Below are 15,761 nucleotides of genomic sequence, written 5' to 3'. Positions count from 1 at the left end.
TGGCGACGACCATGCCCCGTCTATTCCATCCTCGCGTCCTGGTCTTGCGTGATCGCTTCCGTGGTCTGTCGCTCGTCGAACTGATGGTCGGGTTGCTCATCAGCCTCATCTGCCTGCTGGCGATCATGTCGGCCTTTGCCGCATTCGAGGGGCGCAAGCGCACCACCACCAGCGGCAGCGATGCACAGCAGAACGGCCTGTATGCCTTATTTGAACTGGAGCGACAGGTCCGCACCGCCGGCGCAGGACTGACTCAGGGCTATAACTATGGCGTGTGGGGATGCGCGATGTCGGCCTACGCGGAGCGAACCCAGCAACTGCCGCGCGCCTCGGCGTTGCCCGCACCGTTTGCGACTTGGCCCCACACCGCCGCCGCCCCGGTGACCATGCGTGCGTTGCCCGTGCTCATCGCCAGCGGCGGTACGGACAGTAAGGGGCAGGTGGCATCCGATACCTTGGCGTTGGTCGCCGGCAATCCGGCGACCACTGTGTTCAAGGCCAGCGTGGTAGGCGCGCCCGATAGCGCCACCGTGGACGTCGACAACGCGTTCGGATCGTCCGACGGCGATTATGTGCTGGCTACGACCACGGCGGGTGACTGCGCGTTGGCCAAGATCGCGATCGCCTCCGTCGCCACGAATCGATGGGTTTTGTCTCCGGCCGATAGTCCGCCCGCCGGTTTGATCGGGGCGAGCCAGGCCTTCAATCTGGGACCGCAGCCGGTCATCAGTCTCTACGGCGTGGATCCGGCCACCTCGTCCCTGGTCACTTACGATGCCTTGGGGCGGCGCGGCACGAAGTCCTGGACCGTCGCCGACGGCATCGTCCAGGTGAAGGCGCTCTACGGGGTCGACACCGATGGTGACAATGTCGTCGATACGTGGGTGACGCCCACGGGGGCGTGGTCGATCACGGCGCTGACGACAGATCAAGCCGCCGCCGCCCGCGCTTTCGCGCAAATCAAGGCGATCCGCGTGGCGGTCGTCGCGCAGAGCCTCCTGCCTGAACGCGCCTCCGATTATGTCGGCGCCCCTTCGTTGAAGCTATTTGCCGACCTGGACGCGAGCCTGCAATACACCATCAGTACGCAGCCGCAGTATCGCTACAAGGTCTACGACACCACGATTCCCATCCGCAATGCCCTTATCACGCAGCATTTCTGAGCACACACGATGGTCGCTTTCCTCCGTTCCGCTGACCGCTTGGCACCGTCGCGCACGCAGCGCGGCGTCGTGTCGACCTTCTTGGCGATCATTGTCTTACTCATCACGCTGATGGCAGCGATCGCGCTGATGCGTGCGGTCGATACCGGCAACGTCGTGGCCGGTCGCCTGGCCTTCAAGCAACAAGCGACCCACGAAGCGGAGCTGGCCTATCAAGATGCGATGGCCGCGGCCACAACGTATCTGGGCGCGGCCGGCGAAGCCGATCAACCACCGAGCTACTACGCCACGCCGCAGCGCACCGACAGCCGTGGCATTCCTCTCGTGCTCAGCGCCAAGACCGCTGGTAAGCCGATGACGGTGACCGGAAGTCAGGATGAAGTGCGTTATGTGGTCGAGCGGCTGTGTCCGAACCCGGGGCCCGCGCTGACGGTCGCCCCCAATGCGTGCCTGGTCCCAGCGGCTACCGTGATTGGTGGCTCCACCACCGGTAATCCGGGCGGCTTCTCGTCCGACAGCCAGGCGGCCTATCGCCTCACTGTGCGTGTCGAAGGTCCCAAACAAGTGGTGAGCTATGTGCAAACCGTGCTGCGTTAAGTCATTCCCGTGCGAGGGTTCGCGACCGTCGCCATGCGCCGGTCGCATGCCGCGTCGCGCGGTGCCGATACTATGTCCGTGTCGATCCATATCCGTCCGGGAGAAAGGCTGATGCGCCCGTGGCTGGATCGATCGGTCACCCGTCGCATCGTGCACGCGGGGCTAGCGTTACTGTGGACGTTGGCGAGCGGTCAGGTGCAGGCCGCCACGACCTTGGCCGATATCCCGGTGGGCAGTGCCTCCAATGTGCCGGCCAACCTGATGCTGGCGCTTTCGGTGGAATTTCCTACCGGGACCGTGGCCGCCTATAAGGACAGCACCGGTTTCGATTACCGCGTCAGCTACCTAGGCTACTTCGATAACACGAAGTGCTACGACTACGATGCGGTGCGTCGCTATTTCACGCCAACGGGCGTGGCGATCGCTGCCACCGGCAGTTGCGTGGACGGGCAGGGTAGCCATTGGAGTGGCAACCTGCTCAATTGGGCCACGATGACGGCGCTGGACGAGTTTCGTTTGAGCCTCACCGGCGGTCATCGCAGCATCGATACCGCGGACACGACGGTGTTGCTTCGATCCCAACTAAACAACCAGAGTAATACCGGCAATTTCCCCGATCGCACGGTCGGCGCGGGGCTCAATAGCGCGACAGCGGCGGTGATTGGGGACGCCAGCTACGCCACGGCCGCACGGGTGTATCTGCGATCGGCCGGTCAAGGCACCGGCTTCCTCGTGTCCAACAACCCCGGGTTCGCGGACGATGGCTCGCAGATCAACGTGGGCACCGACGACGACCCGGTCTATATCAACGCCGCCGCCACGACGTACAACGCGGCCGTGCAGGTCTGCGTGTCAGGTCAATTGGAAGTGAACTGCAATGCGGCGCATAAGCCAACCGACTACCCGAACGCTGGCCGCTACAACAAGCCGGAAGGCCTGATCCAGCAGAACTTCACGCGGATTCGTGTAGGCGCCGCCGGCTACGCGTTTCAAAGTGGTCGCCGTGCCGCCAACGGCGTGGTGCGTGCGCTGCTGCACGACAATGGTCCCACGCGTTATGGCGGCAACAGTCCGCGGACGTCCAATCCTCAAACCGAGTGGGATGAGGCCACGGGCGTATTCATCGCCAACCCCGATAGTGATCACGCCGCCGGAACGGCCCCCGGCGGTCGCGACGCCACGCTGACCGGTGCGATCAACTATCTCAATAAGTTTGGCTATGACAACGGCTATGAAACCTACGACACGCTGGCGGACCTCTACTGGGCCGCGCTGGCGTACCTGATGAACGTGCCGCTCCACGCGGACTATACGGCGGGCCTGTCTGTCGCCAACAGCTTGGATACCGCGTTTCCCGCCTTCGGCGGACAGCTCGGCGATCCGGTGCAGTACACCTGCCAAGCGAATGCCATCGTGACGATCGGCGATTCGCACACCTGGTACGACACCCGTGTCCCCAGTTCGGCGGGGCCCCTTCCCAGTTCCGCGATACGTGCCGCGCTGCCGCCGGTGAACGGGGCCGACGCCGCGCTCTATACATCGCGATTGGGCGATCTGCCGTTGATCGAAACCAATCCCACGGTGACCATGGTCAGCTTGTTCGGCGCCGGTGCCACGCAACTGGGCAACCGGCTCGAACCCAACACCACGGTCGATGCCACTTACAACATGGCGGGCTTGGCCTACTTTGCGCACACCCAGGACATTCGCAGCGACTTGTCCGGCAAGCAAACGGTCGACACGTATACGGTGGACGTGCTGGAACCGGGGTCCTATGACGGCACGCCGGGCAAAGAGATTTATAACCCCGCCCGGTTCAATTCGAATTGCACGCCGAGTAATTGCGGCACGCCCAGTGCCGGTCCCAACATGTACTGGCTCGCCGCCAAATACGGTGGTTTCGATGACGTCAACGGGAACGGCATGCCTGCCAGTGTGCTGACATGGCATACCAACCCCAGCACGGAAGCGAACAAGGATCTGCGACCCGACAACTATTTTCCCGGCAACCGCCCCGATCTCATCCAGGCCGGTTTGTCGCAGATCTTCAAGAAAGTCGCGGAGACGACCCAAAGCGCGGCGGGCCCGGGGGTGACCCTGACCCGTATTCTCACCAACGTAGTGGCCGATCGCACAGCCGCTCCCTATTACTCACCGGTCAGCGGGTTTCCCATCTATACCGTGACCTACACCCCCGCCGCCTGGTCGGGCGAACTCGCTGGCTATCTCGCCGCATCAACAGCCCCCGGCAGCGTCAATGCCGTTCCCGGTAGTCCGCGGTGGAGTGCGCAGGCGAAGTTGGACGCGCTGGTCAAAGCGACCGGCGCGTCCACGACCCAATACGGGTGGGACACGGGGCGTCGCATCATTACTTTCGACGGCACGCAAGGCATTCCGTTTCGCTATCCCCAGTTGTCGGCGGCCCAGCAAGGCGTGCTAACCCTCGACCAGGTGAATTATCTGCGCGGGGACGCCTCCCGCGAGGGTTCCCAGTTTCGGGTGCGCCGACACGTTCTGGGCGACATCGTGCATTCGGAGCCGGTAGTAGTGCAGGGGGCGTTGTCGCCCCGATACAGCGACGCGGCCAACCCCGGCTATGCAAAATTCCGGACGCAGCAGACCAAGCGGGCGCCGGTGGTGTACGTCGGTGCCAATGACGGCATGCTGCATGCCTTTGCGGGAGGTTTCTCGGTGGCACCAACCGCCAATCCGGTATCGGGTGGTGGCAGTGAACTGTTCGCTTACGTTCCCAGTCTGTTGTTCAACGGTCCCAGCCGTCGTCCGCAGGTGGATGGATTGGCGGCGCTGAGCAATCTCACCGGGGTCAGCGCGACGAGCTACGCGCATCATTTCTATGTGGACCAGACTCCGCAGGTGGCGGACGTCGACTTCACCTATACGGCCGCCTCTGCCTCGGCCGCGCCGCCCACCCTCAGTACGTCGGCTAACGCCGACTGGCACACCCTGCTGGTCGGTGGTTTGGGGAAGGGAGGGCGCGGCATTTACGCCTTGGATATCACCACCGTGCCCGCGACCATCGACGCCACCAGCAGCACGGCGGCGATCGAGCAAACGCTGGCGACTGACAAGGTGCGGTGGGAATTCACTGAGGCCGACATGGGCTTCTCCTATGGCAAGCCGTTGATTGCCAAGACGCGCAAATACGGCTGGGTGGTCCTGATGACCTCCGGTTATAACAACCCCTCTGGCCACGGCCATCTGTACGTGATCCAGGCCAAGACGGGGGCGTTGCTGGAGACCTTGAGTACCCCCGATACCGTGGGCAGCGCGGCCAACCCCAGTGGCCTGGGATCGGCGACGGGGTACACGAAAGACATCGGGGACAACACCCTCGAACAGGTCTACGTCGGCGATCTGCTGGGCAACCTGTGGCGGTTCGATCTGTCGGGGAAGGGGGCTTATCCTCCGCCGGTGCTGTTCGCCACGCTGCAAGACCCCATCAAGGGTCCGCAGCCGATCACTACCGCGCCACGGATCGAATTGGACGTGAATGCCATCGGCCTCGGCTCGCGGCGCTGGGTGTTTGTGGGCACCGGCAAGGCGCTCGATGTCAGCGATCTGAACGATACGCAGCAACAGACGATGTACGCCCTGCGCGACGGTGACGCCGGAAGGCCATCGACCACGTCACTACCCTTGTCACGCAGCACCAGCCGCCTCAAGCCCGTCGCCGATTTGATCAAGGGGATCGTGATCAATGACAGCGATGCCGGTTGGTACTATGACTTGTCCGGACGGGTGGGCACGAACGGCGGCAGTGAGCGCATCGTGGTCGATCCGGACGCGGCGGCGGGGACCTACACCGTGGGCTGGGCCACCATGACGCCGACCGCCGATCCGTGTGCCTTGAAGGGCAGTATCTATGCGGCGCGTTTTAGCGGCGGACAATCTGTGCTGCTGGACGGTGTGGGAAATCTGGTCAGCGCGGTGACGACCGAATCGGCACCGACCAAACTGCAGCAGATCAAGTTGCCCAACGGCGAGTTGGCCTTGCTGTATGGACAGGCCGGTTCCTTGCCACAAACCGCCCGCATGCGGCAAGGAACCACGAGCAATGCACTCAAGCGTGTGAATTGGCGGGAGGTGCTCGATTGATTCCCTCCGATGCCTGATGACGCCAATTCGCAGGGAACGCGGCGACCTAACGCCCTTGACTACTTGCGTAGCATCATCGCCATGTTGGTCGGCCTGGTTGTCACTAAGATGATCGTCTTGGCGATCGAGGGTGGAAGCCACGCGATGCATGTGCGCGACTACGCCTTCATCGTACCGGTGGCAGCCTATGTGCCGGCCACCGTGGTGGGCGTCGCGATGGCCGTGCGGATGGCGCAACATCATGCCGTCGCTATCACGGTGTCGATCGTGCTGGTGCTGCTGCTCTTGGCGCGGGCCGATCTGGCCGTCCGTCCGGATCCGATGTGGTCCGCGATTGCGACAGCAAGGGCATTGGCGGCCGGCGGCTGGATCGGTTGGGCACTGTCGCGCCGAAAGACTCTCTTCTGATTCCACGAAAGGGCGCATTGACGTTCGTGGCATGCCGCCGTTGCTCCCTGTGGCGCATCGATCGCGCCATCGATTCAGGCGAGGACGTGACGGTGGGCGCCGGAGGGACATCGTTTGCTGCAAGCGTGGTTATCTCAACACGATGTCCAACAAACGCACACGATATTTTCATCGAGTCGCGCTTCACTACGGCCGTGCAAGGGTGAGCCGATGCCCGCCGCGCAGACCGGGAAATAGGAGCGTGCCGCTCCGACGAGTGTTTGCCGCCGTCAACACGGGACTCGCCATCGGGGAGGGGCATGAACGGGGGAAGGATGGTTGCCTCGCAGTGGTGGGCCGTGTACTCCATGCGCGCGTGGCGATGGCGTCATGCCATTCGTTAGTGTGCCGCTGCAGCACGTTGCCGAGCCGTGGCGATCCCGACGGGATGAGGTCGATGCAAGGCTTAGCGTGGGCAGCGATGCGGCCTTCCATGGACATCCCAGTGCGGTCAGCCGTTATGGGTGGAGGGCAGACCTGCTAGCGGCTGCGGTGGGCACGATGGCAACTGACGTGTACGTCGTCCATTCGTGCGACGTTCTCCCTTCAAGGGGCGACTTCCTTGATCGTGCCGGCTTGTTGATCGCGGCGGAGGGGCTTCCTCCCGCGCCGCATGAAGATCTCCTTGAGCCATCAGGACCAACCGGGTTCGTCCCGAATTCTCTTGAGTGACTCGCTGATATGAAAATGCGAATCGTGCGGGTGACCGGGGTCTGTCTAGATGCAGATGCGGCGGCTGCGCCACGATGCGCAGAGCTTGATCGACAGCTCGTGCGGTTAGTGGTGGTGGCGGCACACCGACACGGTTGTTTCTGCCTCACTACGCGCCTCAGTCGACGTATCCCCTATGCCTGACGTGACGTTCCTTTCGAAGATCAGGAGACTCCGCGACATGCCGCGCTACTTACGTACCGCTCTCGCCGTCCTGGCCGGTCTCGTGGTCGCCCATGGCGTCGTCTTCGGTATCGAATTCATCGGCCATGCTGTCCTGTCCGGGGCGTACCTATTCGTCGCCCCCGTGGTGGCCTATCTGCTGGCCGCTTTTTTGGGCGTATGGGTGGCCATACGGCTGGACCGGCACCATGCCCTCGGGGTCGCGTTGGCGATTGTAGTGGTCTTGCTGGCTCTGGCGCTGGCCAACCTGGCGGCCTTTCCACATCCGATGTGGTTCTCGCCGGCCGCCGCGGTGGCGCTGGCAGCGGGTGGCTGGGCCGCGTGGGAGTGTGGCGCCGATAGATGACCGCTTTGCGGAGCCGAACGATACGACCCACTGGGTCGAAGCGAGCCACCGGTGGCCGCGACGGCGGGTCTTCTCGTCGCGGTGCTTTTGCGGGCGGTAGTGGATCGACCACGAGGTGCTGTGAAAGCGCGGCCCTCAATGGGTCCGATGACCAGGCAGGAGTACGGCTCGGGTGGGCAGCAGCTGCGCGACTACGATGCGGCGGGAAATTTGATCCATGCCAATGGGCCGTGGAACGAGTCACTCGCGATCGATCCGGCCAGCAATCGCGCGGCCGGCATGGGGCTCACACCTATGGACTATGATGCGCGTCTCGGTGACGCGGTGCGGCGCCTGCGCGACAACCAGTAGGCTGGCCGGTGTGAACTTGAATGTCCGTAGTGAGTGCGGCCCATAAACAGATAGGGCGGTGAGTTTCGATTGTCCATCTCGCGATTGGATGATGCTGCGAACAGCGCTGATGGTCCAATCCGCGAGTGATCGACACGCTGGATCCCTGGTTGCCCACCAATCAAGGTTGCTTGTCGGTGAGCCAGTAGTCGCGCTCGATGATCGAATACAGCGAGGCGGTGAAACGCTCGGCGTCGGCCGCGGACAGATGCGACCACTCGGGCAGGGTGTATCCGCTCAGCTCAGGATAGTCCTCGAAGTAGATGCCGGGTGCACCGCTACGCGTGATCAGCACATCCCAGGCGTGTTCGCGCGGGAAGATTTTGTTTTCATAGGCCAGGTAGGCTCCACTGCTCGGCATGCGCACGAAGATCACGTCGACGCCGCGTGCGCGCAACTTGATCACGGCCGCTGCGGCACGCTCGATCTGCTCCTGGGCGATGGCCTGCGTCCGATCTCGTGATGGCGCCCCATGCGGCGGTGGAGCAAAGCGCTGCGTCCATATCTGCCTGGCCTGTTCTCGGTAGTCGGGATCATTCTCGACCTTGCTCCATAGATGGCAGTTGCGATCCGCATCGATGACGGAAAGCTTGCGCACGTCAGCCAAGAAAGGGCGCCCCGGGCGGAGAGGCCAGGGTTGTCGTTTCAGCACGGTGAAGAGTGCGAAGTCAGGATCGTCGAAAGCGAGATAGGGTTCGAGCAGGTGCATCGACAGCCATTGGCCAGCGCGTTGCGCCGGGGTTTCCTTGCGGTAGTACGTGAGCAACCCCGTGCGGCGCTGGGCGCCTTTGAAGAAGATGTCCGGGGCCACGCCAATCAGCAATCGCCCGGTGAAGGCGGGATCATCCGCGAGGTCCTCCAGCGCGAACATCGGCGACGTGCCCTCGATCGCGAGCTGGATCGGGCGGTGGCCCGAAAGGCGCTCCCACACTGGCAGCTGCAGGTCGAATAACACCCGTGAATCGCCGATCAGCACCGTCGCGCCGCCTTCGCCATGATCGATGCGGCGGCGTTGGATCGACCACAAACCGTTGCTGTTCTTGTAGCCGCCGGGAGCGCCTGCGTCGCGCCAATGCCATTCCCACGCGGCCAGCAGCAAGGCCATCAGCACCAGTGTGCCGATAAAGATGCCTCGCCACGGTCGCGCGGGCACGTCGCGTTCGGGGACGGGTTGCGCGACGCCCGGGCGGTCGGACGCGGTCAGGCGAACAAAGCCGGCCCTTTCAGAACTGGAAATAGATGAAGGCATTGCCCGATCCCTGCGAGATGACGATCGCAAAGCCCATCAGTGCCCAGACGACCGACAGTACTAGTGCCGGCGTGCGTGCCACCACCGACTCCAGCGTGCGTGCGCGCATCAGCCAGTGGGTGGCGACGATGCCCGCGATGATGGCGCTCACCGTAACCAGATACACCGTGTCGAGAATGGGTGCCGACATCGTGTTCTGTCCGAACATCCCATTCAGCACGAGCCCCGCCTTGTGGAAGTCCTTGGCGCGGAAGAACACCCACGTCACGTTGATCAGCGCGTAAGTCAGCAGCCCGAATCCGAGCAGGGCGAATGGCCCCGGCCGATAACCGGCACAACGCGCGTGCAGCAGGCGCTCGGCCGACAGATACACCCCGTGGAGCCCACCCCACACCACAAACGTCCAATTGGCGCCATGCCACAGGCCGCCGATCAACATGGTGCCCATTAGCGCGAGGTAGGTGCGCGCTTCGCCATGACGATTCCCACCCAGCGGAATGTAGAGATAGTCGCGCAGCCACGATGACAACGTGATGTGCCAGCGCCGCCAGAAGTCAGAGAACCCGATGGCGGCATAGGGAAACCGGAAGTTGTCGGGCATGGCGAAGCCGAGACACATCGCGGCACCGATGGCGGTGGTCGAGTAGCCGGCGAAGTCGCAAAAGATCTGGCCGCTAAAGGCGAGCGTGGCGATCCAGGCATCAAGCGCATTCGGAATAGTGGCGCTGTCGTAGACCAGTTCCGCCGGATGGGCGAGAAAGCTGTCGGCGAGTACAACTTTCTGGAACAAGCCGAGCGTCATCAGCGCTAAGCCAAAGCGCAGTTGGTACGGCGTGGCACGACGCGGCTGCGCGAACTGCGGCACCAGTTCGGTCGGTCGCATGATTGGCCCGGCCACCAGATGCGGGAAGAACGTCACGAACAGCGCGTAGTCGAGAACATGGCGCGCCGGTTTGGCGCGGCGCAGGTAGATGTCGAGCGTGTAGGACATCGTGGCGAAGGTGTAGAACGAGATGCCTACCGGCAGCACGATGTCGTACGCCGGCGGTTGATAGTCGATGCCCAGACTCGCCATCAGTGCACTGAAGTTGGCGAGCAGGAAGCTGCCGTACTTGAAGTAGCCGAGCATGCCGAGATTGGCGATCACCGAGAGCAGCATCCAGGCGCGCCGACTGACGGGCCGCTGTGCGCGTACCAGGCCTTGCGCGGCATACCAATCGACCACGGTCGAGACCCATAACAGGATGACGAACGGCGGATTCCAGGCCGCGTAGAAGAGGTAGCTCGCGATCAGCAGATTGAGTTTGCGTGTCGTCCAGCTCAGCGGCATCGAGTGCAAGGCGAGCACCACCGCGAAGAACACGACGAAGGTGAGCGAATTGAAAACCATCCCCGCCCCCTGGATGTACGGAAAGGTGGACGATCGAATTCCCAATGGATACGCAGACAAGCGCCGTGATGCGACGTGGTTCATCCCCGTTCGCCACGACAAGGCGCGATACCGCAACAGGTGCGCCGCCATGTAGTCCCCGTCGCGAGACCCTGTCAAGCCGCAACGTGATGACCGTTACAGGGATGTAACACCGTGCGGCTGGCGGTTCAGTGCCGCCAGGCTACCACCTCAAAACCTCGCCCCAGGGCCTGATCGCCAGTCCCTATAAATGCCAGTGTGCAATGTCAGTATGACGACCCGCGGACACCCCCTTCGGCAACACCGTGATCTACGCCGACCGCGACCATCCCAGCCTGCTGTTTTCTATCCCGCGCCGCGTCAAGCGCGAGGAGATCGGCCTGAGTGAGCTGCTGCCGTTCCATGGCGTGGCCGCCGATGAGCTGTCCTGGATGCGTGTGGCAAGTCCCTGGTGGCGCTGACTGCGTAATCTGCATCAAGCCTCCATGGCAACTACATATCGCTATGTTTTGCTTTGCACGTGGCGACTTGGCTGGTGGTTGATGGTCATCGCCTAAGCTTCGTGCCGACGAGTGCTAAACCAGTGAACCTGTCATTGGCACGGTCCAGGTGCGACCCCGAATGCCAACGGCATATTGAGGACACAGTAAGCACTTATGAACCAGGACGAATACCTTGCCATCGCCGGCATTTTCGACCGCCTGAAACAGGCGGAGCATCAGCCGCGTGATCCTGAGGCCGAGGCCCTCATTCGCGAAAAAATCGTCCAGCAGCCTTATGCACCCTACGCCATGGCTCAAACCATTTTCGTGCAAGAGCAGGCGCTGGCCAATTTGCATGAGCGCGTTCAACAGCTCGAGGGTGAGCTGCAAAAAGCCAAGTCAACACCCGTCAATAACGGCTTTCTTTCGAGTTTGTTCGGAAGCGTCGGACGGTCAGAACGGCAACCATCATCGCCCACCCCGGCGGCAAGTTCGGCACCGGCCTCCAGCCCACCCACCCCGGGGAGCGGAGGTCCTGCCGTCGCTTCCGCAGGTACCCCAGGAAGCGGGGTACCTGCGGGGGCACCCTCGGGCATCTCGGGCGCGCCACCGGCTCCATCTAACGCTGCACCCGGTGGCAGTTTCTTAGCTTCGGCGATGACGACGGCGGCGGGCGTGGCGGGCGGTATGGTCGTTGGCAACGTGCTCACCAACGCACTGGGGCTCGGCGCACATGGAAGCGCACATGCGGCGTCGGACGACCATGACACGATGAGGGCCGCACAACCTCGGGCAGAGACCGTTGCCGATACTAACGATGGTGCAGTCGATGACGACTTCGATGGGGATGACGACGATAGTTGAATTTGAGGATCGATGAGGAGGGGCGCGATGGATCGCGAGGTGTTGAACGGTGTGCGCGTGGCCGTCGAGATGGTTCGAAGTGATTTCGTGAGCACTCGTCGTGATGGCCGATGAAGGCTAGAGATGTCGGTCGATTCGATTCAGGTGAAATGACGTTTGGCCGCATTAAGGATTTGCCCAGTCACTTCGCCAAACGCTTTAATCAATCAAATGACGAATTTGGTTGGTCGTCCCGCCATGCGAAGGACCGAGTACGTGGTTTTTCGTTTGAGGGGCAGGAGCGCGCTCACGGGTGTGACCATCTCCTAGCGGCTACGAGGTCACCGGATACTTGCGCCAGAAAAACGGCCGGATCGCGTCGATGCTCGCTCGTTAAGTAAGTGGGTATAAGGCGTGGCCTCAGGGCATGCGATCACCGCCCTTGTATGAAGCCGGGCTTACCGGCGCCGGATCTCCATCCAATCTACGCAGAGTTTCCACCCGGCAGGGATCGCGCGTACCCACACTAACCCTCAGATGCCCTAGCGCTGATTGGCATTTTCTGTGTCAGCAACGGCGTTGGCGCATTTGTGGGCCCCGGACGCAGACCTACCGCCTGGGGCGTAAACCATCACGAGGAGTTGAGGAAACCATGAACATGCGCAGTACCAAATGGGTAAGCGCCATCGTCCTGCTGATGGCTGGTACCTTCGCGGGCCCCGCTGCGTGGGCGCAATCCTCGCTCAGCATCGGGATCGATATCGGGCTGCCCATCTATGTCGATCCGTATGTCTCCGTGTACGACTATAGCCCGCCGGTGTATTACGTTGCAGCGCCGGTCTACGTACCGCCTCCGCGTTACTACTACCCGCCGGTGGTGGTGACGCCGTATCTTGTACCGGACGTACGTGTGGCGACGCCGGTGTATTACGTACCGGACGATCCTTACTAATCCCGCACCGGAAGAGTCCGCCCGCTCACCGAAGGCGTTGCTCTCGGTTTTCCACGCCTGCTTTTGCGGCGACACCGCGCGCCATCCGCGGACGGTTCAAGTGCTGCTCAAGTGCAGCGGACCACCGTGTGATCGGCGCACGCGTCTCTGCTCCTTCTTGCGGGAGGACGGGGTTTACCCACTCGTCACGTCCCGCGCTTCCACCGCGCACGGTCGGTCACGCTAGCGAGCGACACCCGCGTATCCGCCCCGCATCCATCGCCTCGATCGAGCGGTCGTGCCACTACGGTGAGCCGACGAGGGGGTGTCCACGTCGCTGCATGACTGGAGGCTAGCGACGCCTCGTCGAAAAGCCAGACCATATCGGTGAGGCCCCGCCTCAAAACGCAAAAGTGCCGCTCAGCAGCAGTGTCCGCTGCCCATACAGCGGCACGAAGGTCTCATCGAAGTCCTCCCCATACAGGCGCCGTTGCAGCAGGTTCTGGACGCCGAGCGTCACGCTCCATTGCGCCCTGCGGTAGGAGAGGTTGGCATCGAGGCTGTATTGGCCGGGGTTGCGGAACGTGGTGCTGCCGTCGGTCAACAGACCGATAGCGTGACTGCGTGCGCGAAGACCGGCCGCGACGCTCCAGCCGCGTAGACCCTCCGATTGAAAAGCATAATGGCCCCACAGATGGAGCTGGTGTCGTGGGGCGCCGGTGACGGGCGAGGGATCGTGATGGCGGACGATGGCGTACGCGTAGTTGGCACTGACGTTGAGCCCCGGAGTGACCTGGCCCTTGAACTCCACTTCGATGCCCTTGTTGGTTTGTCCCGGCCCGGGAATGCCGTAGTAGGGCGGGGTGGGCGAGGAAAGCACCGTGCGGCGATCCAAGGTAATGCGGTACCCCGAGACCGTTAGCCGAGCGCGGTCCTGCAGCAGATCGAGTTTGAGGCCTACCTCGGTCTGCCGGGACAACGCAGGCAACAAGGGGCCGCCGTTTTTCCCGGGCGTCGAATCCGGTTGAAAACCGCTGGTAGTGCTGGCGTAGAGAGCCAGGCCGGGGACCACCTTATAGACCACCCCTAGGTTGGGCACCCAGTGCGCCCGGCGACGTTCCCACGTGGAACCATCCGGGCGTTCGATAGAGAGTTCGTACACGGCGCGCCGTAAGGCCAAGAGCACGTCCACGCGCTCTCCCACCTTGATCTGATCCTGCAGGAACAGGCCGCTATCTGTCACCCAGGGTTCGTTGAACGTGGTGGTGCTGGCGGAGGCCAGGGTTCGCGAATGCACCGGTGGCAGGGGAGGGCTGGTGAATAAGTTGTACGCCTCGTCGTCCCATTCCGCCTGCCGATCGTCGACGCGGCCAATGCGAGTTCGCGAATAGTCCCAACCCATCACGACCGTATGCACGGCCCGCCCCTGCTCGACGGTGGCGACGAGATCGTTCTGCAGAGCGTAGTAGGCATCCGCTTGGCGGTGCTGATTAGCCACCGGGGAAAGATCACCCGATGGCGAAAGGACTTCGAACAGCCAACTTTGTTGGTTGCCGAGCTCGCGAACGTACTGCCCACGACTACGAAACAACCAGGTCGGGTTGAAGGCGTGCTCGAACTGATAGTAAGCGCGGCTCGTCTGAAACTGCGTGTGATCTTGCCGATGCCCCAACAGCAGGCCGGGCGGCGATGACGAGGCCAGGGTAGTGCCCAGCAGCAGGGTGTGGTCGGGGATCGGCATCCGATTGACCATGCGCGACAGACCCACGATCCAGGCGGTGTCCCGCCCCTTCCAGCCGAGCGAAGGCGCGATGTATTGCTTGCGTGGCCCGAGATAGCCCTGCGCGGTGTGGTCCGCACGTTCGCCGGACGCAATCAGGCGATACATCAAGCGACCGTCGCTGCTCAGCGCGCCGGCCAGGTCGACGCCCAGCTCGACATCGCCGTAGCGGCCCAGGGCATACGTCAGGTTGTGGATCGGTTCGCGTTGCGGCTTCTTCAGCACGAGGTTGATCAGGCCGCCGAAATTATTGTTCGATGACACATCCCCCAGGATCGCCTGCGGCCCTTTCAGGACCTCGATCCGCTCCACACCGATCAGCGGAGGTAGATCGCCTATGCCCGCGATACTGTTGGGTAGGCCATTGGTCATGCCGTTGCCGGCGCGAAATCCACGAACCTGGAATCGAGGCAGTCCCGAAGAGGTATCGATGACCTGGACGCCGGCCACGTTTCTGACCGCCTCGGCCACGGTACGCGCTTGCTGCGCATTCATCAGATCTCGCGTCACCACGCCGACCGATTGCGGGATCTCGCTCAAGTCCGCCTCGAGCCGCGTGGGACCGCTGGTGCCATCGCTCAAATACCCTTCGCGCCCGAACAGCCCCATGGCATGCACGGGCGCCAACGAGGTGGCCGCTGGCTTGCTGGCGGCGGGGGGCGGCGTCAGGACAGCGGTGCGCGGGGGTTTCACCACCACGGTAGTCGGATCCACAAACTCAAAGACCAAGCCCGACCCTTCCAGCAGTAAGGCTAGCGCGGCGTCCACATGAAGGTGCCCCTGCACCGCGGGGGACTGATGTCCCGCGATGGCCTCGCCGGCGGTCAAGACCTGGATGCGGGACTGCAGACCAAAGGCGATCAAGGCCGAGGAAAGGGGCTGTGCCGGGATCGTGAAGTCGACCGTCGCGGAAGGGCGCGCGGTTTCCGCGACAGACGCTGCCGACGCCCCCGCAATCATCGGGGGCGTTAGCGCACCGCAAGCGAATAGCCATGCCCATCGATTCATCACAGCCACACATTGCCCCACGCAACGTGCGGAGTGTGGCATACGTCCCGAGTCGAGAAGCCCTCCGTCGGGCCCATCCCACCGTCATCCATGCAAGCATTCCA

General features: G+C 62.9%; 12 protein-coding genes. 9 read left to right on the top strand and 3 right to left on the bottom strand.

What is annotated here, in order from left to right:
- Positions 1-11: 11 nt before the first annotated feature.
- The 6 genes from ISS97_RS17195 (at position 12) to ISS97_RS17170 (ending at position 7,914) form a co-directional block, all read left to right on the top strand.
- Entirely contained in the window at positions 12-1,163 is a 1,152-nt protein-coding gene (locus ISS97_RS17195; RefSeq protein WP_379983375.1) for a PilW family protein, read from the top strand.
- A gap of 9 nt (positions 1,164-1,172) precedes the next feature.
- Positions 1,173-1,760: a pilus assembly PilX family protein gene (locus ISS97_RS17190; RefSeq protein ID WP_379983376.1), complete on the top strand. Its 588-nt coding sequence runs from the start codon at positions 1,173-1,175 to the stop codon at positions 1,758-1,760.
- Positions 1,761-1,871: 111 nt separating this feature from the next.
- Complete coding sequence (locus ISS97_RS17185; RefSeq protein ID WP_379983377.1) at positions 1,872-5,876, top strand: pilus assembly protein; 4,005 nt, start codon at positions 1,872-1,874, stop codon at positions 5,874-5,876.
- 9 nt (positions 5,877-5,885) lie between these two features.
- A complete protein-coding gene (locus tag ISS97_RS17180; RefSeq protein WP_379983378.1) occupies positions 5,886-6,284 on the top strand; it encodes a hypothetical protein in 399 nt (132 codons plus the stop codon).
- An 886-nt stretch (positions 6,285-7,170) separates the two neighbouring features.
- The gene (locus ISS97_RS17175; protein WP_379983379.1) at positions 7,171-7,563 is read left to right on the top strand and encodes a hypothetical protein; all 393 of its coding nucleotides are present in this window, start codon (positions 7,171-7,173) and stop codon (positions 7,561-7,563) included.
- A gap of 147 nt (positions 7,564-7,710) precedes the next feature.
- Positions 7,711-7,914 (top strand): hypothetical protein, encoded by a 204-nt coding sequence (locus ISS97_RS17170; protein ID WP_379983380.1) that lies wholly within the window; start codon positions 7,711-7,713, stop codon positions 7,912-7,914.
- A gap of 160 nt (positions 7,915-8,074) precedes the next feature.
- Here ISS97_RS17170 and ISS97_RS17165 read toward each other — a convergent pair whose 3' ends face one another.
- Positions 8,075-9,106, bottom strand: coding sequence for a hypothetical protein (locus ISS97_RS17165; RefSeq protein ID WP_379983381.1), 1,032 nt, complete (start codon positions 9,104-9,106; stop codon positions 8,075-8,077).
- Between the two features lie 70 nt (positions 9,107-9,176).
- Positions 9,177-10,592, bottom strand: a complete 1,416-nt coding sequence (locus ISS97_RS17160; RefSeq protein ID WP_379983382.1) for an MBOAT family O-acyltransferase — start codon at positions 10,590-10,592, stop codon at positions 9,177-9,179.
- 326 nt (positions 10,593-10,918) lie between these two features.
- Between ISS97_RS17160 and ISS97_RS17155 the strand changes: the two genes are divergently transcribed.
- The 3 genes from ISS97_RS17155 to ISS97_RS17145 all read left to right on the top strand — a co-directional run bounded on the left by ISS97_RS17155 (position 10,919) and on the right by ISS97_RS17145 (position 12,890).
- On the top strand, positions 10,919-11,074 hold the full coding sequence (locus ISS97_RS17155; protein WP_379983383.1) for a hypothetical protein: 156 nt from the start codon (positions 10,919-10,921) through the stop codon (positions 11,072-11,074).
- A gap of 195 nt (positions 11,075-11,269) precedes the next feature.
- Complete coding sequence (locus ISS97_RS17150) at positions 11,270-11,959, top strand: DUF2076 domain-containing protein (protein WP_379983384.1); 690 nt, start codon at positions 11,270-11,272, stop codon at positions 11,957-11,959.
- A gap of 637 nt (positions 11,960-12,596) precedes the next feature.
- Complete coding sequence (locus ISS97_RS17145) at positions 12,597-12,890, top strand: hypothetical protein (RefSeq protein ID WP_379983385.1); 294 nt, start codon at positions 12,597-12,599, stop codon at positions 12,888-12,890.
- 379 nt (positions 12,891-13,269) lie between these two features.
- On the opposite strand, the gene ISS97_RS17140 is transcribed toward ISS97_RS17145, so the two are convergent.
- Entirely contained in the window at positions 13,270-15,657 is a 2,388-nt protein-coding gene (locus ISS97_RS17140; protein ID WP_379983386.1) for a TonB-dependent siderophore receptor, read from the bottom strand.
- Between the last annotated feature and the right edge of the window lie 104 nt (positions 15,658-15,761).

The organism is Dyella koreensis, assembly GCF_044904565.1.
GTDB classification, from domain to species: domain Bacteria; phylum Pseudomonadota; class Gammaproteobacteria; order Xanthomonadales; family Rhodanobacteraceae; genus Dyella_D; species Dyella_D koreensis.
Note: the sequence above shows the minus strand (reverse complement) of the source record. Positions and strands in the feature narration are given on the sequence as shown.

What these genes read in the sequence shown, in the direction of transcription:
- ISS97_RS17195 (WP_379983375.1), top strand. Translation starts at nt 12, where the DNA reads ATGCCCCGTCTATTCCATCCTCGCGTCCTGGTCTTGCGTGATCGCTTC.
- ISS97_RS17190 (WP_379983376.1), top strand. Translation starts at nt 1,173, where the DNA reads ATGGTCGCTTTCCTCCGTTCCGCTGACCGCTTGGCACCGTCGCGCACG.
- ISS97_RS17185 (WP_379983377.1), top strand. Translation starts at nt 1,872, where the DNA reads ATGCGCCCGTGGCTGGATCGATCGGTCACCCGTCGCATCGTGCACGCG.
- ISS97_RS17180 (WP_379983378.1), top strand. Translation starts at nt 5,886, where the DNA reads ATGCCTGATGACGCCAATTCGCAGGGAACGCGGCGACCTAACGCCCTT.
- ISS97_RS17175 (WP_379983379.1), top strand. Translation starts at nt 7,171, where the DNA reads ATGCCTGACGTGACGTTCCTTTCGAAGATCAGGAGACTCCGCGACATG.
- ISS97_RS17170 (WP_379983380.1), top strand. Translation starts at nt 7,711, where the DNA reads ATGACCAGGCAGGAGTACGGCTCGGGTGGGCAGCAGCTGCGCGACTAC.
- ISS97_RS17160 (WP_379983382.1), bottom strand. Translation starts at nt 10,592, where the DNA reads ATGGTTTTCAATTCGCTCACCTTCGTCGTGTTCTTCGCGGTGGTGCTC.
- ISS97_RS17150 (WP_379983384.1), top strand. Translation starts at nt 11,270, where the DNA reads ATGAACCAGGACGAATACCTTGCCATCGCCGGCATTTTCGACCGCCTG.
- ISS97_RS17145 (WP_379983385.1), top strand. Translation starts at nt 12,597, where the DNA reads ATGCGCAGTACCAAATGGGTAAGCGCCATCGTCCTGCTGATGGCTGGT.
- ISS97_RS17140 (WP_379983386.1), bottom strand. Translation starts at nt 15,657, where the DNA reads ATGAATCGATGGGCATGGCTATTCGCTTGCGGTGCGCTAACGCCCCCG.